Raw genomic sequence first — 21,322 nt, 5'->3', positions numbered from 1 at the left:
TCCATGCCCGAGCCCCCAATGGGAGGCCGGCATGGATCCCGGCTCTTCACGTCGCTACGGCAGGGATGACGGCAGCGGCGACGGCTCAGCGCGCGAGCTTGAGGGCTTCCTCGGCCTTGGTCTTGGCCTTGGCGTAATTCTCGCGGGCGGCATTGGCCCACTGGCTCTCGAGCTCCGCCTGTCTGGCGCCCTTCTCCTTGCCGCCGGTAAAGGCGCCGCGGAGTTCCGCGCTTGCAGCCTGCGCTTCCGAGACCGGCATGGCTGCGATCAGGTTGCGTGCCTCATCGGCTGCAGCCTTGGCCTGGGCGTTGGGCTTCTTCGCCAGCGCGGCGTCGACCTCGTGCAGCGTCTTGGTGACGCCCTTCAGCGCATCGAGCTGGAAGGAGATCAGCTGGTCGAACAGAGTGTCGACGACAGCGGTCCGGGCTTCGGATTTGTCGACGTCGAAGCCGATCATCTTCTGGAAGCGCGGATCGGTGAAGGGGTTGGGATAGTCGGCGCCGGCCTTGGCATAGACGGCCGGATTGACCGGCAGGCGGCGGATGCCGGGGTCGAGCAGGACCTCCTGGCCGGCCGGCGAGAGCAGGAACTCGACGAAGGCCTCGGCCGCCGCCTTGTTCGGTGGGTTCGCGATGATGCCGACATTGGCAGGCACGACGGTGGTCACGGTCGGGTAGACGAACTTGACCGGGAAGCCGGACGCCTGCGCCGAGAAGGCGAAGAAGTCGATGACGATGCCGACGCCGACCTGCCCGGAGTTCACCGCCTCCGGCACTCCGAACGAACGTTCCGTGATCGAGCGGAAATTGCCCGACATCTCCTTGAGCGTGCGCCAGCCCTTCTCCCAGCCTTCGCCCTGAAGGATGGTCTCGACGGTCAGGTGCGTCGTGCCGGAGCGGGCCGGCGAGGCGATCGAGACATGGTCGTAGAAGGCCGGCTTGGCGAGATCCTGCCAGTCCTTCGGCTCCGGCAGCTTGTTGGCCTTGGCGTAGCGATCATTCCACATGATGCCGTAGCCCGATGCCGCGAAGCCGAAATAGAAGCCCTGCGGATCATTGATCGGATAGGAGCCGATCTTCTCGGGGATGCCGGCCGCCTTGGGCTTGTAGGGCGTCAGCAGCTTCTTGCCCTTGAGCACTTCGAAGGCGTCAGGAGCCGATGCCCAGAAGAGATCGACCTGGTTGTTGGCCTTTGTCTCCTCGACATATTTCACACCGGCATTGGTGTTGCGGTTCTGAACCTCGAGCGTGACGCCCGGAACCGCCTTCTCGAAGGCCTTTTTGATCGGGTCGGTCACGTCCTTGGAGAAGGAGGTGACGACGGTGACCTTGCCGGCCGGAGCCTGGGCGAGGGCGATGGTTGCGAATGACGTGCTGAGCGACAGGCCGAGGGCGGCCGCGAGTGCGACCCTGCGATTGACCATGATTTCCTCCAAGACAGTTTTTGCTCACCCGGCGTCGAGGCCGATGCTCATCTGTCAGCAACGACGATGCCAACCGGGCGTCGTATTGATTATGTTGAGGAAATCCCGGTTTGCGCGCGCAGTTCGCGGTCTCTGCGGGTCGTTGCGGTAACCGTCGCGTCGGCGGGATGGGTCAGGACGGTAACATCGCGACGTCAGTCGGGAAGCGCTGCCGCGCCACTCAATCCGTAGCGGCGCATCTTGAGGTAAAGGGTCTTGCGGGTGATGCCGAGGGCGGCTGCCGTGACGCCGATCCGGCCGCCATGGCGTTTCAACGCCGCGCCGATCACCTCGGCTTCGGCGAGCGCGATCTGTTCTTCCAGCGTCAGTTCGGCGCTCGATGGTCCGGCGACGGTCTCGTGATCATCGAAATCCTCGTCCATCCCCAGCAGGCTGCGTTCGGCGGCGTTGCGCAATTCGCGGACATTGCCGGGCCAGTCCTGCCGTGACAGGCGCTGCAGCAGATCGCGGCCGAGCAGCGGGGCGGAGCGGCCGACGCGAGCGGCGGCGAGCCCGAGGAAGTGCTGGAACAGCAATGGAATGTCCTCGCGCCGATCGCGCAGGGGCGGCAGGCGAAGCGTCACGACATTGAGGCGATAGACGAGGTCCTCTCTAAATCCGCCGGCCTTGGCCAATGCAGCAAGGTCCGCCTTGGTTGCCGCGACGATGCGGATATCGACCGCGATCTCGCGGTTGGAGCCGAGGCGTTCGATGCGTCGCTCCTGGAGCGCGCGCAGCAGCCGGACCTGCGCGGCCATCGGCATCGACTCGATCTCGTCGAGAAAGAGCGTGCCGCCGCTGGCATGCTCGATCTTGCCGATGCGCCGCTCGCGCGCGCCGGTGAAGGCGCCGGCCTCATGGCCGAAAAGCTCGCTCTCGATCATGGTTTCGGGGATGGCGCCGCAGTTCACCGCGACGAAGCGGCCGCTGCGGCGCTTGCCGAGATCGTGCAGCGCGCGGGCCGCGACCTCCTTGCCGGTCCCCGTTTCGCCGAAGAGCAGCACGTCGGCATCGGCATCGGCCATGAGGGTCAGCCGCTGCCGCAAACGGACGATCGCCGGCGAGGCGCCGACAAGCCGCGCGACCCACGGGTCGTCGGGGGTGGCTCCGGCACGCAGCAGCCGGTTCTCGATGATCAGCCGGCGGTAATCGCTCGCCCGGCGGACGGTCTCGGTGAGGAGCACGGGATCGGCCGGCTTCTCGACGAAATCCCAGGCGCCGTCGCGGATCGCCTTCACCGCCATGGGGACGTCGGCATGGCCGGTGACGAGCACGACCGGAATTTCCGGGTMRATCGCCCTGACCGCCGCCAGCAGGCCAAAGCCGTCGCGGCCGGGCATCCGGACATCGCTCACCAGAACGACGGGGCTGTCGCGCGTCAGCAGGGGCAGGGCGGCGTCGGCCGAGCGCTTTGCCGCGACCTCGAAGCCTTCGAGCTCCAAGGTCAGCCGGCAGGCCTCGAGAACCTCGGCATCGTCGTCGACGAGAACAATCCTCGGCGCATTCATGCGTCAATTTCCATGGCAGCCATTGCGCGATTCGGCAGGGCTTCGAGCATAGTCAGAAAGCGTGTGCCGGCGGGACCGGAGCTGGCGACGGCGAGCGTGCCGCCAAGGTCCTTGATGATGTTGTAGGAGAGCGAGAGGCCGAGGCCGAGCCCCGAGCCGACCGGCTTGGTCGTGAAGAACGGGTCGAAGATTCGCTCCAGATGCGCGCGGTCGATGCCGGGCCCGTTATCCTCGACCCAGATCTCGACGGCCTTGCCGCGTTGGGCCGCGCCGATCGCGAGCGTCGGGTCCGGCCGGCCGGCGATGGCATCGAGGGCATTGGCGATGAGGTTGACCAGGACCTGTTCCAGCCGGATTTCCTCGGCGCGGACATAGAGCCTTTCGCCTGGCATGTCCTGCTTCAGCGTCACCTGCCCGGCATCGAGACGCGGACCGAAGAGCGACAGCGCCGTCTCGACCACACCGCCGACCTCGACGGGAGAAAGCGTCACGCCCGGCTTGCGGGCGAAGCGCCTGAGGTGAGCAATCAGCTCGGCGGCGCGCGTCGTCAGCGCCTGGATGCGCATGATGGCGTGGCGGGCCTCGTCTGGACGCTCGCGCTCCAGCAGCAGCACGCCGTTATGGGCATGGGAGCGAATCGCCGCCAGCGGCTGGTTGAGTTCGTGGCTGAGGCCGGCGGCCATCTGGCCGAGCGCGGCCAGCTTGGCCGCCTGGATCAGGTCGTCGCGGGTCTGCCGGAAGACCGCAAGCGCCCGGGCGAGGTCGCCGAGCTCGTCATTGCCGGCGTGGGGCAGAACAGCCGAGGACTGCCCGCTGGCGATGCTGGTCGCGGCTTCGGTGAGCACGCGCAGCCGCGCGACGAGATGCCGGCGGACATAGAACCAGCCGATGAGAAGGGCTCCGATCAGCGAGGCGGCGGCGATCGCCAGGAGCAGGTTGCGGCCGAGCCTGATCGCTGTGGCCGAACGCTCGGCAGCGGCCTTCGCGGTTGCTTCCGTTCTCTGGACCTCCTGGGAGACCAGGGTGCCGAGCTCGCTGACCAGCCGCCGGCTTTCCGTGATCAGGCGTTGCGCGTCGGCCTGGGCCGCCAGCTCGGCACGCTTGATGGCGGGTAATCCGGTGCCGGCATCGGCAAGTCCGATCAGCCGTTGGGCAATCTGCCTGACGGTAATGGTATCGGGCCAGCCATTCAGTGCCCTGGCCTCGATTTCGAGCTGGTCGACCGCCTCGCCGATGACGTGGCCCGTCTGCTCCATATCCTCGCGGGTGCGGACCACGCCGAGCCGCCCGTAAAGTCCGACGATCAGGTTCGCCTGGGCATTCAGCGTCATCAACGCCGCGCTCTTGCGGGTCTCCTCGCGAATGGCATTCGGCTTGGCCGCGCTTGGTGCATCGGTTCCGGCCTGGCCGAGCGCCGTCTCGATATTGAAGCGGGCATCGTCGGTGAGCGGCTCGATTTCGTCGAGGAGATCGGCCTGGAGMCAGCGCAGTTCCTCACCGATGGCGCGATTGCGCTCGCCAAGCGGGAAGCGCCGCCCCGAGACCGCATCGATGGCTTTGAGATTGCTGCGGATTTCCGTCGCAACCGCGGCGAGGGCGGGCGAAGCGAACCCTCCCTCGGCCCGCTCGGCCAGGACCCGATCGAGCTCGTCCAGCCGTTCTCCGACAAGTCGTCGGCTGCGTTCATAGGCGTCGCGCCGCTCGGCATTGGCAAGCTCGGGCATGCTGGCGATGACGCGCGCGCTGGCTTCGGCGAGCCTCGCCGACGAGGCCAGGCCCGGMAGATGATCGCGGGCGATGGCTGCCAGTTCCGTGCTCAGGCGCTCATAGGAGATGACGCCGACGATGCCGGCGCCGACGGCGAACAGACCGACGCCGAGAAAGGCGGCGATCAGGCGTTCGCCGATGCCGAAGCGCCGGCCTTGCCAGAGGCGCCTCATGGCAGCCCTCCGGCCAGCCCGTCATCCGAGTTGGTCCACCCTGCGGCGGCGAGCCGCTCGGCAGCCTGTCGCAACCTGACGGCGGCGTCCGCGGCCTGGGCTGCGATTGCGCTGCGGATCTCGGCTTCGATACGCGCCTGCGCCTCGGGAACGGCCAGGCCCCGAGGCACACGCACAAGATCGCGAAAGCGTTCGGGCTGGCCGAGTTCCGAGGCGGAGATGGGCGGCCGCACCAGCGCTCTGCGCGCTTCGGTTAGGAGGCGGGCAGCCTTCCMGTCGGGATAGGCGAGAAGCGCGGCCTCCAGCCCCTGGAGGCTGCGCCAGAGCCGGGCATGCTCCGCGCGGCGGAAGGTGATCCACTCGTCGAAGATGATGTTGACCAATTCGTAGCGGCCGGCCGACAGCCCGGCATCGAAGCGTGTCCGGTTGAAGAGCCCCGACAGGTCCGAAAGATGCGGCGGCGCCTCGTCGGCACCATAGGCAGCCGGTGAGACCGCAAGCCGGCCGATCCGCGGCTCGCGCAGCAGTTTCTGGCCCTCGGGCGAGAGCACGAAGTCGATGAAGAGCTCGGCTTCCTTCGGATTGGGTGACGTTGCCAGTCGTGCGATGCTGGCTGGTGCGAAGAGCGTCTCCTCCGGCAGCAGGAAGCGGCTGGTCTCGCCCTCCGCGCCGGCGGTTTCTGCCAGGAAATCGATCGAGATACCGATGCCGAAGCGGCCGCGCGCCACACCGGCCGTCACCCCGAAACTGCGCGCCGTGATGGTGGCGAGATTGCCCCCGATCTCGGACCAGAGCGCCCAGCCACGTTCCCAGCCGAGCGATTGCAGCAGGGCTTCGACCATCAGGTGCGTCGTGCCGGAGCGGGCCGGCGAGGTCAGGCCGATATGGCCGGCATAGGCGGGGGCGGCAAGGTCGGCCCAGTTGCGCGGTACCGGGAGCCCACGCGCCGCAAGATAGGACGGGTTGTAGACCAGCCCGTAGCCCGAGACGGCAAAGCCGAGATAGTGCCCATCCGGATCGTTGACGGGGTAGCCCGCGATGGTCTCGGGGGCGCCGGTCGCCCGGGCCTGCAGCGGTGCCAGCAGCCTGCTCCGTTTCAGCAACTCGAAGGCGTCGGGCGCCGAGGCCCAGAACAGATCGGCCTCCTGACGCTGCTGCGTCCGGATATCCGCAACGGCTGCGGTGGTCTTGCGCTGCACGACCTCGACCGCGATGTCCGGGTGCCGATTGCGAAAGGCCGTCCGGAAGGGCTCGAAGAAGGCGGGCGGGAACGAGGTGATGATCTGGACGCGGCGAGCTTCTGCCGGGCCGGCGGCAAGCCAGGCGAAAGCCGCAAAGGCAAGGCAGAGACGTGCCGCGCGTCGGATCATGAATCTGTCATATAGCCGGCAACCGGACCCGCATAGATCGACGGGTGGACCTTCGCCTTCGCCGATCCTAAACATCGCTCGTCACGGCGAGGGGAGATGGGATTGAGCGGGACGAATCTGATCGAGAGCCTGGCGGGGCTGAAGGCGGGCTCCCAACTTGCGGACGCCGTATCAGAGCGCTCCGGGATCATGGAGATGAGCCAGGCCAGCCATGACGCGGTCCTGCTGCCGCGCGAGCCGGGCGGTCTGAGCCATGCCKAACGTGCGGCGCTGGCGGTCAGGATGGCCCGATGGAACGGGGATTCCGGGCTGGCCGCTCACTACCGGGAACTGCTCGGCCAAGCCGGAGAGACCTCCGCGTTGGCGGCGATCGCTTCGGGCGCGGCCCTTGAGCAACACGGCGCGGATGCGCGGCTCATCGCGGTCACGCGTCATGTCGACATCCTGACGAAGACGGTCAAGGACGCGACGCGGGCGGATATCGAGGCGCTCAAGGCGGCAGGCATCGCGGAGCCCGACATCGTCCGGCTCGCCGAGCTTGCTGCCTTCGTCAATTATCAGGTCCGCGTGATTGCCGGCCTGCGGCTGCTGGAGGAGGTCCTGTGAGCGTTCCGGTCCATGAGTTCACGGCCGAGGTGCCGCGCTGGTCGCCCTATGTCACGCCGGTCGCGCTCGAGGACGCGACGCCGGAGCAGCTCGATGCGCTGCAGATCACGCCGTCGAACAAGAAGGTTTCGGCCTATGTCCTCACGCTCGCGCATGATCCCGAATCCCTGAAGGTGCGCTCGCCGCTCTTCAACGCGATCATGTATGGCAAGGGCGGACTGTCCTCGGCCGAACGGGAGCTTGGGGCAGTCGGCGCCTCGATCGTCAATCGCTGCGTCTATTGCGCGGCAGTGCATGCCTCGCGCTTCAACCAGTTGACGAAGCGGACAGACGTGATCGAAGCAATCTTCGCCGATGGCGTCGATGCCGAGCTGGAGGAACACCAGCAGGCGATCTTCGATTTCGCGGTCAGGCTCTCGAAGACGCCGTCCGAGGCGACACCGGCGGATATTGCCGCGTTGCGCGATCTTGGACTGTCGAAGCTTGAAATCCTCKACCTGATCCTTTCCGCCTCGATCTTCGGCTGGGCCAACCGGCTGATGCATACGCTCGGCGAACCGGTTCGCGACTGAGCCGTCCACGCAGCAAGAGTCCATCGAACATGCGTGTCGCCATCATCGGCTCCGGCGGTATCGGCCGAGGCTATGCCGCCTATCTGACGCAACAGGGGCATCAGCCGGTGCTGTGGTCGCCGAGCGGAGCGGAGCTGGCGGATTTCGCCGGGCGCGCGGAACTGACGGTAACCGGGAAGATCGTCGCATCCTTGCCCATCGCGGTCGCGCAGAGCTGTGCGGACGCCGTGGCGGGCGCCGAAACCGTCATCGTGGCGGTGCCGGCCAATGGCTTCCGAACCGTGCTGGAAACGCTTTCGGAGCATCTGCATCACGGCCAGAGCGTGGTCATCAGCGCGCATAGCTCCTTTGCCGCACTCTATATGCATGACCTGTTGGCGAAGCGCGGGATCACGCTGCCGATTGCCGCCTGGGCGACGACCGCGCTGACCGCGCGCAAGACGGGGCCGCGCAGCGTCAACATCTCCGGCATCCGTGCCCGGCTCGACGTCGCGACCGTGCCGCGACGCTTCGCAGCGGAGGGGCACTCGATCTGCCAGGCATTGTTCGGCGATCGGTTCGAGCCCCGTGAAGACCTGCTCGCCATCATGCTGAGCAACCTCAATCCGCCCGGCCATATGGCGAGCATGCTGTGCAATCTGACCCGCGCGGAACAGGGCGAGGATTGGCCGAATTACGGGAGCACGACGCGCGGCGTCGGCCGCATCATCGATGCGATGGACGCGGAGCGGCTCGCGCTTGCGGCGGCCTTCGGACTCGCGGTGCGCAGTGTGCAGGATCACTATGCCCTGTCCTTCGGCGTCACGCCTGGCCCTGTCGGCGAGATGGCTGCCGCGGTCTATGCCATGCGCCCGGAGCTGATGGGGCCGAAGACGCTCGATACCCGCTTCATCACCGAGGACGTGCCCTTCGGGCTCGTGCCGCTCGAACTGCTCGGTGCCGTCACGGGCGTGGCAGTGCCGTTGCATCAGGCCGGCATCGCGCTGTTCAATGCGGTCTGCGCGCGGGATTTCAGGGCGGAGAACGATCTCCTGCCGTTGCTGGATCTGGGCGGCCTGGACGCCGCTGGTCTGCACAAGCGGTTGCGCGACGGCTGAGGCCGGGTCGTCGAACGCCTGCTGACAGGCGCTGACAAGCCGTTTGGCCACGATATGACGAGACGGGTTGGGACGGCTCTCCGAAAGCGGGTGGTCTCAATGCCCGTTTGCGACAAGAATGCCGCCAGCCAGCTTGAACGAGGAGCCGTCATGTCCGCAGCAGCAAAGGGCGCCATCAGGATCGGCATCGGAGGCTGGGTTTTCGAGCCTTGGCGCGGCAGCTTTTACCCTGACGGTCTCTCCCAGAAGCGTGAGCTCGAATATGCCAGCAGCAAGCTGACTTCGATCGAGATCAACGGAACCTATTACGGCTCGCAGAAGCCCGAAAGCTTCGCCAAATGGCGCGAGGAGACGCCGGACGGCTTCGTCTTCTCGTTGAAGGGTTCACGCTATATCACCAACCGCCGCGTGCTTGCGGAAGCTGGCCCCTCGATCGAGAAATTCATCACGGGCGGCGTGCTGGAGCTCAGGGAGAAGCTCGGCCCGATCAACTGGCAGTTCATGGCGACCAAGGCCTTCGACCCGGTGGATTTCGAGGCTTTCCTGAAACTGCTGCCGAAATCCGTCGAAGGCCGCGCGCTCCGCCACGCCGTCGAGGTTCGCCATGACAGTTTTCGCTCGCCGGACTTCGTCGCGCTGCTGCGCGAATACGGCGTAGCGGTCGTCACTGCAGCGGATTCCAAATACACGCAGATTGCCGATCCGACGGCGCCTTTCGTCTATAGCCGCATCATGGGCACGCAGGAGGCCGAACCAAACGGCTATTCGGCCACAGACCTGGACGCCTGGGCCGAGCGTGCCCGTCGCTGGGCGGAAGGCGAGGTGCCGAAGGATCTCGACACAGTCGCGACGCCCGCAGGAGTGCAGGGCGGCCGCGATGTCTTTTTATATGTCATCAGCGGCGACAAGATCCGCAACCCGGCTGCTGCAATGGCCTTGATCGAGCGCGTCGGCGGCAAGGGCTGAGGCCCGTCAGGCCGGTTCCTGGCAGACATCGACCCATTCGGCCTTGGTCAGCTCGACCATGCGTTGCGGGCTGATGCGGAGTGCGCTCTGGGTGGATCCGGCAGCCGGCACGACTTCGTCGAAGGCCTTCAGCGTGATGTCGCAATAGACCGGCAGCGGGGAGGCAAGCCCGAAGGGGCAGACGCCTCCGACCGGATGGCCGGTGATCTCGGTGACCTCGCCGGCATCGAGCATGCGCGGCTTGCCGCCAAAGGCCGCCTTGGCCTTGCGGTTGTCCAGCCGCGCATCGCCGCGCGCGACGACCAGCACGACCCGCTCGCCGATCCGGAGCGAGAGCGTCTTGGCGATCTGCGCCGGCTCGACGCCATGAGCCGCCGCGGCTAGCGAGACCGTCGCACTGCTCTCTGCAGTCTCGATGATGGCGATGTCCGGCGCGTGCTCCGCGAAGAACGAGCKAACCGATTCGAGACTCATGCCGAGGCCTTTCCAAAGAACCAGCGTAGCAGCAGCGCGATCGCCATCGGGATGCCGAAGACGATGAGCAGGATCGGAGCCTCCTCGAGAACCGTGTAGCCGGCGCGGGTCACGCCAACGACGAGATTGATCAGCGAAACCGCGAGCCAGAGCGGAATGAACAGTTTGACCGCATAGGCGATGGGGTGCGCGCTGCTGCGGTTCAACCGCGGCGCCAGGAACAGCAGCAGGCCGAGCAGCGCAAAGCCGKCCGAGAGCATCTTCATCGTATGCATGCGTCAGGCCTCCTTCGGCCGAAGCGAGAGCGTTTCCCAGGCCGCGACCAGGACCAGGATGAGCGTTGCACCGAAGCTCAGCGCGAGCGGCGGCAGGATCGCGCCCGTCGGAGCCCAGAGGACCAGCAGTCCAAGCCCGACGAGGTGGGACAGCGGATACCATCCTGCCGTGGCCTTCTTGAAGAGCAGATTTCCGATCACGTAGAAGATCGGCCCCGCGATGACGGCGATCGCCACCTTGAGCTCGGTGTGGCCGGTCGGGTGCGCGAGCACGAACTCGTCGCCGACGGCGACCAGGATGATTCCGGCGACGAGAGGCAGAGGGATGAAGGTGTAGGCGCTGCGAGCCAGCGAGCCCGGATCTTCCGCCATGGAGATGCGCTGGCTGCCGCGCTCGGCGCCGACATGAAAATACAACCACCACATCGCGACGGAGCTGAGAAAGGCATTGGCGAAGGCAAGCGAATTGGGCAGCGTTGCTGCCAGCTTCGATGCGGTGGCGCCCGTCACCAGTACGGATTCACCGAGCGCGATGATGATGAAGAGCGCGCATCGTTCGGCAAGATGCGCGCCTTCGATATCCCATTCGGCGGTGCTGGAGCGGCCGAGACCAGGCACCCTGAAGCCGATCCAGGGCGCGCCATATTCAAGCGCAAGTGCGAGCGCCCAGAACCCGAAGCGGAGACCGCCATCGGCTAATCCGCCGATGATCCAGAACACGCCGGACAGCGCGAACCAGAGGCATATGCGTTGGAAGTTCCGGTAGTTGGCGGGGCTGCGGCCCCGTAGGCTGATCAGCGTGAAGACGCTGCGTCCAAGCTGCATCGCGACATAGGCGCAGGCGAAGATCAGGCCGCGATCCTCGAATGCGCCCGGCAGCGAGGTCGTGAGCGCCAGGCCGATGAACATCAGCACGAACAGCATCAGACGGACCGGCGTCGAGTCGGGGTCGAGCCAGTTGGTCACCCAGCTCGTGCAGACCCAGGCCCACCAGACCGCGCCGAGCAGCAGCGTGGCCTGGGCGAGCCCAAGCAGCGTGAAATGCTCCAGCAATGTGTGCGAGATCTGCGTGATCGCGAAGACGAAGACGAGATCGAAGAACAGCTCGACGAAGCTGACCTTGGCGTGTTCGTGTGCAACGCGCGTCCGCAAGGGCGTGCGCCGCTGATGGGTCTGCGTCATGCCGGCCTCGCTCGCGACGCCGGCAGAATAGGACCAGGCCGCGCCCGTGGTCGAGAGCGGCCCTTGCGGCGTCCGCGCCTCAGTGGCGGAAGTGGCGATGGCCGGTGAAGACCATGGCGAGGCCGGCCTCGTCGGCCGCCTTGATCACTTCGTCGTCGCGCATCGAGCCGCCGGGCTGGATCACCGCCGTGGCACCGGCCTCGGCCGCGGCAAGCAGGCCGTCGGCGAAGGGGAAGAAGGCGTCGGAGGCCACGACCGAGCCCTTGGCGAGGCTCTCGGCAACGCCAGCAGCCTTCGCAGCCTCGCTCGCCTTCCAGGCCGCGATGCGCGAGGAATCGACGCGGCTCATCTGGCCCGCGCCGATGCCGACAGTCGCCTGACCCTTCACGTAGACGATGGCGTTCGACTTGACGTGCTTGGCGACGCGGAAGGCGAAGCGAAGATCGGCGAGCTCGGCCTCGCTCGGCGCGCGCTTGGTCACGACCCGCAGTTCCATGTCGTCGACGACGGCGTTGTCCCGAGCCTGTGCGAGAAAGCCGCCGGAAACGGTGCGCAGCGACAGCCCGCCGCCGCGCGGATCGGGCAGGCCGCCGGTCAGCAGCAGCCGCAGGTTCTTCTTGGCGGCGATCATCGCGATCGCCTCGTCATCGGCTTCGGGCGCGATGATCACTTCGGTGAAGACCTCGACGATCTTCCGTGCCGCCTCGGCATCAAGCCTGCGGTTGAGCGCGACGATGCCGCCGAAGGCCGAGACCGGGTCGCAGGCCAGCGCCTTCTCATAGGCCTCGAGCAGCGAGCTGCCGCTGGCGACGCCGCAGGGATTGGCGTGCTTGACGATGACGCAGGCGGCCGAGACTGCAGGATCGAACTCGGCGACGCATTCGAAGGCGGCGTCAGTGTCGTTGATGTTGTTGTAGGAGAGCTGCTTGCCCTGGACCTGGCGGGCAGTCGCGACACCGGGGCGCTGCTCGGGGGTGCGGTAGAACGCGGCCCATTGATGCGGGTTCTCGCCGTAGCGCAGCGTCTCGGCGAGGCCGCCACCGAGGGCGCGGTAGGCCGGGGATGTCTCCGCCAGCTCGTTGGCGAACCAGTTCGAGATCGCGGCGTCATAGGCGGCGGTGCGGGCATAGGCCTTCTGGGCGAGCTTGCGGCGCAGCGTCAGCGTGGTCGCGCCCTTCTGGCTCTCGAGTTCCCCAAGGACGGCGGCATAGTCCGACGCGTCCACCACGACGGCAACGTCGTTGTGGTTCTTGGCGGCGGCGCGGATCATCGCGGGGCCGCCGATATCGATGTTCTCGATGCAGTCGTCATAGGCGCGGCCGGCGGCGACGGTTGCTTCGAACGGATAGAGATTGACGACGAGCAGGTCGATCGGCGCGATGCCGTGGCCGAGCATCGAGGCCTGATGCTCGGGATGCGAGCGGATGGCGAGAAGGCCGCCATGCACCTTGGGGTGCAGCGTCTTGACGCGACCGTCCATCATTTCCGGGAAACCGGTGAGATCGGAGACATCGGTGACGGGCAGGCCGGCCTCGGCGATCGCCTTGGCGGTGCCGCCGGTCGAAACCAGCGCGATGCCAAGACGGTGAAGGGCGCGCGCGAATTCGATCAGCCCCGTCTTGTCGGAGACGGAAAGAAGGGCGCGTTCGACGCGGCGAAGCTCAGTCGGCATCGGGACAATCCGGTGTGCAGTGCAATGAAGGCGGCTTGGCGGGGCCGTATCATGCCGGGCCCTGGATGCAAAGGGCGGTGTCCGGAGCGGCGTCCCGCCGTCAAAGCGGCGGTTGTGCCTCGGGTCCGCCCCGTTCATGCGACCGCGTTGCCCGCGGTGCCGTGCCGACGCGGGTCAAGCGCCAGGTGACTTGCGGCGTCACGGCAGCGTCGAAGCTGATCGTCAACTGCTCGGTTCTCCGTTTGCCGTCGGCTGCGGCGAGGAAGATGCTTTCCTCGATCGTGACGGCAAGGCCGGAGGCTTCGAACTCCCAGACTTCGCCGGATGGCAGCGCGAGCAGGGCGCCTTCGCCCTCGCGGATCAGGCTCGTTCGGATACCGGGGTGCAGGTGGAAGCGTGCCACGGCCGGCAGGGTTTCGGTTCCCTTGGGCAGGGCGATCTCGTCTTCGCCTGTCAGCGTCGTGCCGTCATTGCTGAGCAGCAGGCGGCGGGTGTGCAGGGCGCCGAGATTGCGATGGTAGCCATCATGGCTCGCGACCCATTCATGGCCTGCCTCGCTGTCCTGCCGCGCGACGCGCACGTCGGAGGGGCCGGCGATGATGCGGTGTTCACCGAGTACGAGGCCGAAGGAGGCGCTGGAGCGCTCCGCCAGGATCACCGTGGAATGGGCTGCGGTGCTACGCGCGGCCAGCCGGAGCTCGGGCGGTCCGAAACGGCTGGCGCCGCAATTGACGATGATGCGCTGGCTGCCGCTTGAGAACTCGAAGGACAGGCAACCTGCATGGGCCTCGACCGAGTTGGCCCCTCGCGGCGCCGCGCCGGCATCGACCACCACGGTGCTGCGGCCGGCGCCGAGCCGATCATAGCCGGAATAGGCGGCATGCTCGATCGGCCGCGCGCGGGCGTCGTCATAGGCCGCGAGCGTAGCCATCAGATCGGGCGGGGTAATGCCCATGCCGTTGAAGAGGGCGAGCGAGCCGTCGCCATGCCGGAACAGCCGCAGATGCGGCATCATCCGCTCGATCGCCATGAGGACACTGCGCGGAGGTTCGAGCCCGCGCGCGACGAATGTCTCGCGCAGGGGCAGGAGATCGAGCAGCAACTCGATGATCAGCCGCGGATTGCGGCTGAGATGGCCGCCATCGGGCAGGATCTGGACGTCGAGCTCGTCGGACAGGGCGGCCTCGGCGCGCCTCAGCCGGCGCTCCTGGCCGTCGAGGCTGATCGCGGCGAAGGTCACTGCGATCAGGCATTGCAGCCGCGCTGCGCCATCGACCGCGCCGGACAGCGTCAGCGTCAGCCGCTCCGTCAGCCGCCCGACATGGCGGATGAAGCGCTCGTAGAAAGCGTGATCTGCGCCCTCGAGAAGGAGCGGCGAATGCGACAGGAAGGAGATCAGTCGACGCGCGGCGACAGCCGGCTGCCTTGCGATCTCGCTGCGGTCGTGCCGCCTGTCGATGAACTCGTCGACCAGCGCGCGCGCATTGGCGCGGGCGATCGCGGTATCGGCGGCGCGCATGTGCCGAAGCCAGGAGAAGCCGTACAGGGCCTCGGACCAGCCCTCGCTCGGCGGCTGGCAGTCGAAGGGCGATTCGCCATGGGTTCTCAGCGTGCGTCCGGCGAAAGCATAATACCCGGAATAGATATCGCCGGCCGTAGTCGGATCGGCGGTGCGCAAATCATGCGGAGCAAAGAGCAGACGGGTGGCCTGGACATGGCCGAAAGGCCAGAGCTTCCGCGCGGCGCCGACGAACTGGCCACGCGTACGCCGCGCAGCCCGACCGATCGCCGCCTGGGCAAGCCCCCTACGCTCAGTCCAGCCGTTCAATGCCCCCGCTCACCCCGTCCCGATGCGAATCGTCCCGGAGGACGTGGTCGCGCCCTGCGAATCCCGGTTTCGTCATAGCCTGATCAGACGGCTTGCGTAAAATCCTGTCCATCCTGAGAGCCGCGGGCTTTCGCCGCGAAGCTGATGCGGCAAGGTACGAAGGTCGCCGGCGGCGTTGATCGCCTCAGGGAGGCCGCCGATATCCTCGGGCTTGATCGGCACGCGCGCAAAATCCGGGTTCGCGGCGAGGAAGGCGTCGATCTGGTTCTCGCCCTCTTCCGGTTCAAGCGAACAGGTGCAGTAGACCAGGCGGCCGCCGGGCCGCGTCAGGCGCGCCGCCGCGTCGAGCAGCCGGGCCTGGAGTGCGGCGAGCTTGTCGCGATCCTCGGGTGTCTTCGTCCAGGCGACATCGGGATGGCGGCGGATCGTGCCCGTGGCGCTGCAGGGGGCGTCGAGCAGAACCGCGTCGAACGGCTCGGCCTGCCAGTTTGCGGCGTCGGTCGCCAGGATCTCGGCCGTGAGCCCGAGCCGTTCCAGATTGGCGCGCAGGCGGCGCAAGCGCGGCGCCGAACGATCGACTGCGGTCACGGCGGCGCCGGCTGCCGCGAGCTGTGCCGTCTTTCCGCCCGGCGCGGCGCAGAGATCGGCGATGCGTTCGCCCGGCTTGGGCGCCAGCAGCAGCGCCGGCAGTGCGGCGGCGGCGTCCTGCACCCACCATTCGCCTTCCGCAAAGCCAGGCAGGCTCGGCACCKGCGAGCGTTCGCGCAGACGCACCGATCCGGTCGGCAGCACGATGCCGCCGAGTTTCTCGGCCCAGCCTTCGGCGTCACCCTTCACGCTCAGATCGAGCGGCGGCTCGTCGGCGTGGCTTGCTGCGATGGCGGCGGCCGTTTCATCGCCATAGGCGCTGCGCCAGCTTTCGGCGAGCCAGGGCGGGGTGTCGGCAAAGGGGGCGGCGCTTCCGTTCAGGATCGCGTCGCGCTCGCGGGCAAGCCGGCGCAGCAACGCATTGCCCAGCGCGACATAGCGGGCCGAACGCGCATCCTCGTGGAGATGGCGGATCGCGAGATCGACGGCGGCATGATCCGGCACGTCGAGGAACAGGATCTGGGCCGCGCCGGCGACCAGAATCGGCTCGAACGGGCCCGAATTCTTCGGGCTGCCGCGTTCGAGCCGCGCATTGATGGCGTGCTGGATCGTGCCGAGCCGGCGGAAGGCGGTGATGGCGATGGCGCGCGCCAGTGCTGCGTCGGCGGCGTCGAGCCCGAAGGCCGGGCTCATGCGTTCATAGGTTTCGTCGAGCGCGGTGCCGGCCCGGAGCACCTCGTCGATCAGGTTCGCTGCAAGGCGGCGCGCCGGCAGACCCGGGGCATCATCGGCTGGCCGGGCGGGAGCCGGTGCCGGTTTGCCGCGCGAATTGTCCTGTTCAGTCATCTCAGCCCCACGGGCCGGGCTTGTGGGAGCCGTTCCACGGGCTCTGTGCGGCCTGGCTGGTGAAGCCGCCGGCATTGCGACCCCGGCCGATACCCATGGCGCGCGCCTGTTCCATCAAGGCGGCGATTCGATTGCCGGTGTCGGGGTGGGTCGAAAACAGAGAATCCATGCCGCGTCCGCTCAGGGGATTGATGATGAACATGTGGGCCGTAGCAGGCTTGGCCTCCGCCGTCTCGTTCGGAATATGCGCGACGCCCCCGGCGATCTTGGCAAGCGCGTCCGCGAGCGCGACCGGATTGCCGCAGATTTCGCCGCCGAGCCGGTCCGCCTCGTACTCGCGGGAACGCGAGATCGCCATCTGGATCACCATCGCGGCCATCGGCGCGAGCACCGAAATCAGGATCTGCACCAGCAATCCCGGCCGGTTCTCGCGCGAGCCGAAGAACATGCCAAAGGTGGTGAGCGAGGAGATTGCGCCCGCCATGGTCGCGGTGATGGTCATCGTCAGGGTGTCGTGATTTTTGATGTGGGCAAGCTCGTGTGCCATCACGCCGGCGAGCTCATCGTAGCTCAGCGTGCGCAGGATGCCCGTGGTCGCGGCGACGGCTGCGTTCTGCGGGTTCCGCCCGGTGGCGAAGGCGTTGGGCTGCTCCTCGTCGATCAGGTAGACCCTCGGCATCGGCATGTTGGCGCGCGCGGCAAGGTCGCGCACCATGCCATAGAGTTCGGGCGCGCTGCGCTCGTCGACCTCATGGGCATTGTGGGAGGCGAGCGCGAGCCGATCCGAATTCCAGTAGCTGTAGAGATTGGTCGCGGCGGCGATCCCGAGCGCGATCAGCATGCCGCCCGCGCCGCCGAGCAGATAGCCGACCACGGCGAAGAGCGCGGTGAGGCCGGCCATCAGGATGCCGGTGCGGACGTAGTTCATCTTGGTCCCCTTTGTCGGTCGCAGTCCGGGATGATGAATTCGCTCTCCCCGAATGCGGATTTGCGCCTTATGTGGTGAAGACCATGCCGATCCCGCAAGAGAGCGCTGTGCCAATGCCGAACGACATTGCCAAGGATCAAACTTCGGCCAAGGATCAAGCCTCGGCCAAGGATCAAGCCGCAGTCCTGACGAGCGAGACCGATCGGGCCAGGAGCCTTTCGCCGGCGGCGCAGCGCGCATTGGCCGAAGCACAGGCGCGACGCGCCGAGATCGACGCCAAGGCGGCGGCGGCRAAGCGTGACAAGGAGCTCAACGGCCGCGGTGGTCTCGATCCGGTGCGCTACGACGACTGGGAAGTGAAGGGAATCGCGAGCGATTTCTGACGGGTGGTTGCCAAGCCCCACGCCTGCCGTCAAACAGGTCGGGACGGGGATGGATCGGCCACGCATGGATCGCGACACCAAACGCCTCGCCGCCTTGCGGCGACTTCTGACCGAGGCACACCAGAAACTTGGATTGAAGCTCGGCTTCGCATTATGGGACGGGAGCCGCATCCCCTCCGAGTGGCCTGAGGACGGCCTTGCGATCGCGATCCGCGACTCCGGCGCCGTTGCAGCGCTGCTCCGCAAGCCGAAGCTCGACACGCTGCTGCATCTGCATGTCACCGACCGGATCGCGATCGTGAACGGAACGATCTTCGATCTCGCGGCGGCGCGCCCGGAGGGAAAGGTCGCGCGGCTGGCGCGCGGTATCCCGAAATCGGCGGTGTTCGATGTCGTGAGGCGCTTCCTGCTCGCGCCCGGCGCTGCGCCGCAGGCCGTCGAGCACCTGCAGGGCGACAAGGCCACCCGCGATGGCGCTCCCGCCACCAACAAGGCCAATATCGCCTATCATTACGACGTTTCGAACGCGTTCTACCGGCTCTTCCTCGATGAGGAGATGGTCTACACCTGCGCCTATTTTACCGAGGATCATACCGATCTCGAGCGGGCGCAGCGCGACAAGCTCGACATGATCTGCCGCAAGCTACGCCTGCAGCCCGGCGAGAAGCTGCTCGATATCGGCTGCGGCTGGGGCGCGCTGATCTGCCATGCCGCGCAGCATTATGGTGTCGAGGCACATGGCGTGACGCTTGCCGAGGAGCAGCTCGCGCTGGCTCGCGAGAAGGTCGAGCGACTCGGTCTTCAGGACAAGGTCACGCTGCATCTCAAGGATTTCACGGAGATGGAGGGGGTCTTCGACAAGATCTCCTCGATCGGCATGTTCGAGCATGTCGGCATCCGCAATCACCCGGCCTATTTCCAGGCGGTGAACCGGCTGCTCAAGCCGCGCGGTCTCTATTTGCACCATACGATCTCGCGGCGAGCCAAGAAGACCGAGCGCGCCTTCAACAAGATGCCGGCCGAGTACCGGGCGTTGGTGCGCTATATCTTCCCGGGCGGTGAACTCGACCATCTCGGCATGTCGATCGCCAATCTCGAGCGCCATGGCTTCGAGGTGCATGATGTCGAGGGGTGGYGCGARCATTACCAGCGCACGACGCGGCTATGGTTCGAGCGGCTGAATGCACGCAAGGCCGAGGCCGAGGCGGAGATCGGTCCCGAGCGGACGCGGATGTGGCTGCTCTATCTCGCGGGCTGTTCGCTCGCCTTCGAGCGCGGTGGCGCGCTGATCAACCAGACGCTGGTCTCGAAGCGGCGCAAGGGACCATCGGGTCTGCCGCTGACGCGCGCGGACCTCTATCGCTGAGCGTGGCGAGAAGCGGATAGGCAATATGGTCGGCCTGGAGCCGACCATCTCGTCCTGGAATAGATTTGTGATCCAGGATGCCCGGGGCCAGCCCGGGCATGCGCGCAGGGCGCGTCTTACTTCTTCACGAAGAGATCCAGCTTCCCGTAGTGCTCGGCCAGCAGGTAGTAGAAGGTCAGGCGCGACTTGGTCTTGTCGTCCTTCATATGCTCGCAGGTTGCCTTGATGGATGCATCGAGATCGGCGCTCTTGAGACCGAGTTTCTTCTTCAGGAAGTTCTCGCGGACGCGCTCCAGTTCGGCCGGATCCGTGCAGGCGACGAAGCGGGTGTCGGGCTTGCCCATGACGAGCGCGTAAGATTTGGACATACCGGCAAAGGCAGCTTCGTTGACGGCCTTCCTGGCGTATTTCTTGACGTCGGCGAGATGATCCATCGATAGCCCCTGTTGGGCTCGGTGCTTCAGGCCCGAGCGCGATTGAAGTCGTGCAAGCAAACGTTAACGCGCTTCTTTGTCGCAGGCGAGAGGTTACGCTAGGCGATGTTGGCCTTTTTCGGCGAGGCGTTCAGAGCGGTTGCATTGCGTCGGCGAGATGGCGGTCCCCGCTCCGAAACGGGTTGAGCAAGCTGCCGTTCGATGTTGCGATGCAACACCGCCATGGAGCTTGATTCCTGATGAAGCCGACCATCCTCATGGCGCCGCGCCTGCCTGATCGGCTCGTCGCGCGTCTGAACGAAAGCTACACATTGCTTGGCCCGATGGCGCGCTCAGCTCCGGATGCGTTGCCGGCAGGGGCCGAGGAGGTTCAGGCTCTCCTGACCATCGGCAGCCACAAGACGGATGCGGCGTTGATCGATGCCCTGCCGAAGCTGCGGTTGATCGCGTGCTACGGCACGGGTTTCGAGGGGGTCGACCGGGTGCGCGCCAAGGAGCGCGGCATCCTGCTGAGCAATGCCGCCGACAGCAACGCGACAAGCGTCGCGGAATTTGCCATGGGCCTGCTCCTGGCCAGCGCGCGGCAGATCAATAGCGGAGACCGGTTCCTGCGCGCCGGACGATGGCAAGGCAATGCGGTCGCGCGGATGGCGCATGTGCCTGGACTGGCTGGTCGCAAGCTGGGCATTTACGGACTTGGCGCCATTGGTGCCCGCATTGCCAGTCGCGCTGCGGCCTTCGACATGACGATCGGCTACCATAATCGGTCGCCGCGCGCAGACCTGCCCTATCTCTATCACGACAGCCTGCTCGGGCTGGCTCACTGGGCGGACCTGCTGGTCGTTTCGGTGCGTGCCAGTGCCGAGAACCGCTACGCGATCAACGCGGAGGTACTGAAGGCGCTCGGTCCGCAAGCGCATCTCGTCAATATCTCGCGCGGCATCGCCGTGGATGAGTCTGCGCTATGCGACGCGCTCGAGGCGGGCGTGATCGCGGGTGCGGCGCTCGATGTCTACGAGAACGAGCCGCATGTCTCCGAGCGGTTGCGGGCCTGCGAGAATGCGGTGCTGACGCCCCATATCGGCGCCAACGCGGAATCGGCGCAGCATGCCCAGCAGGATTTGCTCATCGGCAACCTCGCGGCCTTCTTTTCCGGAAGGCCATTATTGTCGCCGGTTGCCCTCTGAAGCCTCAGTCCGAAAAGTGGATTGCGGCTTTCGCGGACAGCCGATGCAATCACTAGAGATGATCTAAGGCAGGACCACCACGGGCGTGCCCATGCGGACGCGGGCATAGAGATCGATCACGTCGGGGTTGTGCATCCGGAAGCAGCCAAAGGAGGCCGCTGYTCCGATCGTGCCCGGCGCGTTGGTGCCGTGGATGGCGTATTCACCACCCGGCCCGAGGCCGATGACACGGGCCCCCATCGGGTTGCGGGGCGAGCCGCCGGCGATGACGTTGGGCAGGTTCGGCTGGGCGCGCTTGACCTCGGCCGGAGGACTCCAGGCTGGCTCGACTGCGAGTTCCTCGACATATTTGACGCCGCGCCATTGCTTGCCGGCTTTGCCGACGGCGATCTGGTAGCGGATCGCCTCACCAGGCGCCGTGACGAAATAGAGGCTGCGCTGGCCGGTGCGGATCACGATCGTGCCTGGGTAGTAGCGCTGGTCCTGGAACTGGACGAGTTCGCGAGCGAGCGCGGGGCGGCCGGCGAAGGCAAGGGCCAGCAGGGACATCGCGCCTGCAAGCAGCAGGTCGATGGGGGCGAGGCGTCTGGTCACGGTTCATCTCCCGCTTCGGGTTCTGCGGGAGATGTGGCGCTGCG

Annotated in this window: 20 protein-coding genes; 7 read left to right on the top strand and 13 right to left on the bottom strand. The window is 66.6% G+C overall.

The annotated features are described in order from the left end of the window. Nucleotides 1-85: 85 nt before the first annotated feature. The 4 genes from AC1DJT_RS04980 to AC1DJT_RS04965 all read right to left on the bottom strand — a co-directional run bounded on the left by AC1DJT_RS04980 (nucleotide 86) and on the right by AC1DJT_RS04965 (nucleotide 6,280). The gene (locus AC1DJT_RS04980; protein WP_441507456.1) at nucleotides 86-1,423 is read right to left on the bottom strand and encodes an ABC transporter substrate-binding protein; all 1,338 of its coding nucleotides are present in this window, start codon (nucleotides 1,421-1,423) and stop codon (nucleotides 86-88) included. Between the two features lie 194 nt (nucleotides 1,424-1,617). Continuing rightward, nucleotides 1,618-2,970 carry a sigma-54-dependent transcriptional regulator gene (locus AC1DJT_RS04975; protein ID WP_476833645.1) on the bottom strand — a complete coding sequence of 451 codons (1,353 nt, stop codon included), beginning with the start codon at nucleotides 2,968-2,970 and terminating at the stop codon, nucleotides 1,618-1,620. Continuing rightward, the gene (locus tag AC1DJT_RS04970) at nucleotides 2,967-4,910 is read right to left on the bottom strand and encodes an ATP-binding protein (protein WP_476833644.1); all 1,944 of its coding nucleotides are present in this window, start codon (nucleotides 4,908-4,910) and stop codon (nucleotides 2,967-2,969) included. The genes AC1DJT_RS04975 and AC1DJT_RS04970 overlap by 4 nt, the downstream gene beginning before the upstream one ends. Further along, nucleotides 4,907-6,280 carry an ABC transporter substrate-binding protein gene (locus AC1DJT_RS04965; protein ID WP_476833643.1) on the bottom strand — a complete coding sequence of 458 codons (1,374 nt, stop codon included), beginning with the start codon at nucleotides 6,278-6,280 and terminating at the stop codon, nucleotides 4,907-4,909. The genes AC1DJT_RS04970 and AC1DJT_RS04965 overlap by 4 nt, the downstream gene beginning before the upstream one ends. 102 nt (nucleotides 6,281-6,382) lie before the next feature. Here AC1DJT_RS04965 and AC1DJT_RS04960 point away from each other — a divergent pair, with 102 nt between their 5' ends. From AC1DJT_RS04960 to AC1DJT_RS04945, 4 genes are all read left to right on the top strand, one after another. Further along, complete coding sequence (locus AC1DJT_RS04960) at nucleotides 6,383-6,886, top strand: CMD domain-containing protein (protein ID WP_476833642.1); 504 nt, start codon at nucleotides 6,383-6,385, stop codon at nucleotides 6,884-6,886. Continuing rightward, nucleotides 6,883-7,458, top strand: coding sequence for a peroxidase-related enzyme (locus tag AC1DJT_RS04955; RefSeq protein ID WP_476833641.1), 576 nt, complete (start codon nucleotides 6,883-6,885; stop codon nucleotides 7,456-7,458). Before AC1DJT_RS04960 ends, AC1DJT_RS04955 begins: the two co-directional genes overlap by 4 nt. 29 nt (nucleotides 7,459-7,487) lie before the next feature. Beyond that, nucleotides 7,488-8,555 carry an NAD/NADP octopine/nopaline dehydrogenase family protein gene (locus AC1DJT_RS04950; RefSeq protein WP_476767815.1) on the top strand — a complete coding sequence of 356 codons (1,068 nt, stop codon included), beginning with the start codon at nucleotides 7,488-7,490 and terminating at the stop codon, nucleotides 8,553-8,555. Between the two features lie 150 nt (nucleotides 8,556-8,705). Then, nucleotides 8,706-9,521, top strand: a complete 816-nt coding sequence (locus AC1DJT_RS04945) for a DUF72 domain-containing protein (RefSeq protein WP_441492694.1) — start codon at nucleotides 8,706-8,708, stop codon at nucleotides 9,519-9,521. A 6-nt stretch (nucleotides 9,522-9,527) separates the two neighbouring features. Here AC1DJT_RS04945 and AC1DJT_RS04940 read toward each other — a convergent pair whose 3' ends face one another. The 7 genes from AC1DJT_RS04940 to htpX all read right to left on the bottom strand — a co-directional run bounded on the left by AC1DJT_RS04940 (nucleotide 9,528) and on the right by htpX (nucleotide 17,314). Continuing rightward, complete coding sequence (locus AC1DJT_RS04940) at nucleotides 9,528-9,995, bottom strand: YbaK/EbsC family protein (protein ID WP_476833640.1); 468 nt, start codon at nucleotides 9,993-9,995, stop codon at nucleotides 9,528-9,530. After that, nucleotides 9,992-10,270 (bottom strand): hypothetical protein, encoded by a 279-nt coding sequence (locus AC1DJT_RS04935; RefSeq protein ID WP_476833639.1) that lies wholly within the window; start codon nucleotides 10,268-10,270, stop codon nucleotides 9,992-9,994. Before AC1DJT_RS04935 ends, AC1DJT_RS04940 begins: the two co-directional genes overlap by 4 nt. 3 nt (nucleotides 10,271-10,273) lie before the next feature. Beyond that, nucleotides 10,274-11,452 (bottom strand): low temperature requirement protein A, encoded by a 1,179-nt coding sequence (locus tag AC1DJT_RS04930; protein ID WP_441507448.1) that lies wholly within the window; start codon nucleotides 11,450-11,452, stop codon nucleotides 10,274-10,276. A 79-nt stretch (nucleotides 11,453-11,531) separates the two neighbouring features. Next, a complete protein-coding gene (gene purH, locus AC1DJT_RS04925) occupies nucleotides 11,532-13,124 on the bottom strand; it encodes a bifunctional phosphoribosylaminoimidazolecarboxamide formyltransferase/IMP cyclohydrolase (RefSeq protein ID WP_441492698.1) in 1,593 nt (530 codons plus the stop codon). A gap of 100 nt (nucleotides 13,125-13,224) precedes the next feature. Next, nucleotides 13,225-14,952, bottom strand: a complete 1,728-nt coding sequence (locus tag AC1DJT_RS04920; protein WP_476833638.1) for a heparinase II/III family protein — start codon at nucleotides 14,950-14,952, stop codon at nucleotides 13,225-13,227. A 72-nt stretch (nucleotides 14,953-15,024) separates the two neighbouring features. Next, entirely contained in the window at nucleotides 15,025-16,386 is a 1,362-nt protein-coding gene (locus AC1DJT_RS04915) for an RsmB/NOP family class I SAM-dependent RNA methyltransferase (RefSeq protein WP_476833637.1), read from the bottom strand. A 1-nt stretch (nucleotide 16,387) separates the two neighbouring features. Next, nucleotides 16,388-17,314: a zinc metalloprotease HtpX gene (htpX, locus tag AC1DJT_RS04910; RefSeq protein ID WP_441492701.1), complete on the bottom strand. Its 927-nt coding sequence runs from the start codon at nucleotides 17,312-17,314 to the stop codon at nucleotides 16,388-16,390. 113 nt (nucleotides 17,315-17,427) lie between these two features. On the opposite strand from htpX, the gene AC1DJT_RS04905 reads away from it, so the two are divergent. Both AC1DJT_RS04905 and AC1DJT_RS04900 read left to right on the top strand, forming a co-directional pair. Next, on the top strand, nucleotides 17,428-17,697 hold the full coding sequence (locus tag AC1DJT_RS04905) for a DUF1674 domain-containing protein (protein WP_441492702.1): 270 nt from the start codon (nucleotides 17,428-17,430) through the stop codon (nucleotides 17,695-17,697). A gap of 64 nt (nucleotides 17,698-17,761) precedes the next feature. Continuing rightward, nucleotides 17,762-19,063 (top strand): class I SAM-dependent methyltransferase, encoded by a 1,302-nt coding sequence (locus AC1DJT_RS04900; RefSeq protein WP_476833636.1) that lies wholly within the window; start codon nucleotides 17,762-17,764, stop codon nucleotides 19,061-19,063. Nucleotides 19,064-19,179: 116 nt separating this feature from the next. Here AC1DJT_RS04900 and AC1DJT_RS04895 read toward each other — a convergent pair whose 3' ends face one another. Beyond that, nucleotides 19,180-19,497: a DUF2853 family protein gene (locus tag AC1DJT_RS04895; protein WP_069878671.1), complete on the bottom strand. Its 318-nt coding sequence runs from the start codon at nucleotides 19,495-19,497 to the stop codon at nucleotides 19,180-19,182. Between the two features lie 239 nt (nucleotides 19,498-19,736). On the opposite strand from AC1DJT_RS04895, the gene AC1DJT_RS04890 reads away from it, so the two are divergent. Beyond that, the gene (locus AC1DJT_RS04890; protein WP_441507443.1) at nucleotides 19,737-20,684 is read left to right on the top strand and encodes a 2-hydroxyacid dehydrogenase; all 948 of its coding nucleotides are present in this window, start codon (nucleotides 19,737-19,739) and stop codon (nucleotides 20,682-20,684) included. Nucleotides 20,685-20,747: 63 nt separating this feature from the next. On the opposite strand, the gene AC1DJT_RS04885 is transcribed toward AC1DJT_RS04890, so the two are convergent. After that, nucleotides 20,748-21,233 carry a L,D-transpeptidase gene (locus AC1DJT_RS04885; protein WP_476833646.1) on the bottom strand — a complete coding sequence of 162 codons (486 nt, stop codon included), beginning with the start codon at nucleotides 21,231-21,233 and terminating at the stop codon, nucleotides 20,748-20,750. Between the last annotated feature and the right edge of the window lie 89 nt (nucleotides 21,234-21,322).

Source organism: Allobosea sp. 05T422_2 (genome assembly GCF_056396265.1).
The sequence above is the reverse complement of the archived record's forward strand: the minus strand, read 5'-3'. Positions and strand labels throughout refer to the sequence as shown.

Excerpts from the sequence above, each read along its gene's own strand:
- AC1DJT_RS04980 (WP_441507456.1), bottom strand. The coding sequence starts at position 1,423 with ATGGTCAATCGCAGGGTCGCACTCGCGGCCGCCCTCGGCCTGTCGCTC.
- AC1DJT_RS04950 (WP_476767815.1), top strand. The coding sequence starts at position 7,488 with ATGCGTGTCGCCATCATCGGCTCCGGCGGTATCGGCCGAGGCTATGCC.
- AC1DJT_RS04945 (WP_441492694.1), top strand. The coding sequence starts at position 8,706 with ATGTCCGCAGCAGCAAAGGGCGCCATCAGGATCGGCATCGGAGGCTGG.
- AC1DJT_RS04930 (WP_441507448.1), bottom strand. The coding sequence starts at position 11,452 with ATGACGCAGACCCATCAGCGGCGCACGCCCTTGCGGACGCGCGTTGCA.
- purH (WP_441492698.1), bottom strand. The coding sequence starts at position 13,124 with ATGCCGACTGAGCTTCGCCGCGTCGAACGCGCCCTTCTTTCCGTCTCC.
- htpX (WP_441492701.1), bottom strand. The coding sequence starts at position 17,314 with ATGAACTACGTCCGCACCGGCATCCTGATGGCCGGCCTCACCGCGCTC.
- AC1DJT_RS04895 (WP_069878671.1), bottom strand. The coding sequence starts at position 19,497 with ATGGATCATCTCGCCGACGTCAAGAAATACGCCAGGAAGGCCGTCAAC.
- AC1DJT_RS04890 (WP_441507443.1), top strand. The coding sequence starts at position 19,737 with ATGAAGCCGACCATCCTCATGGCGCCGCGCCTGCCTGATCGGCTCGTC.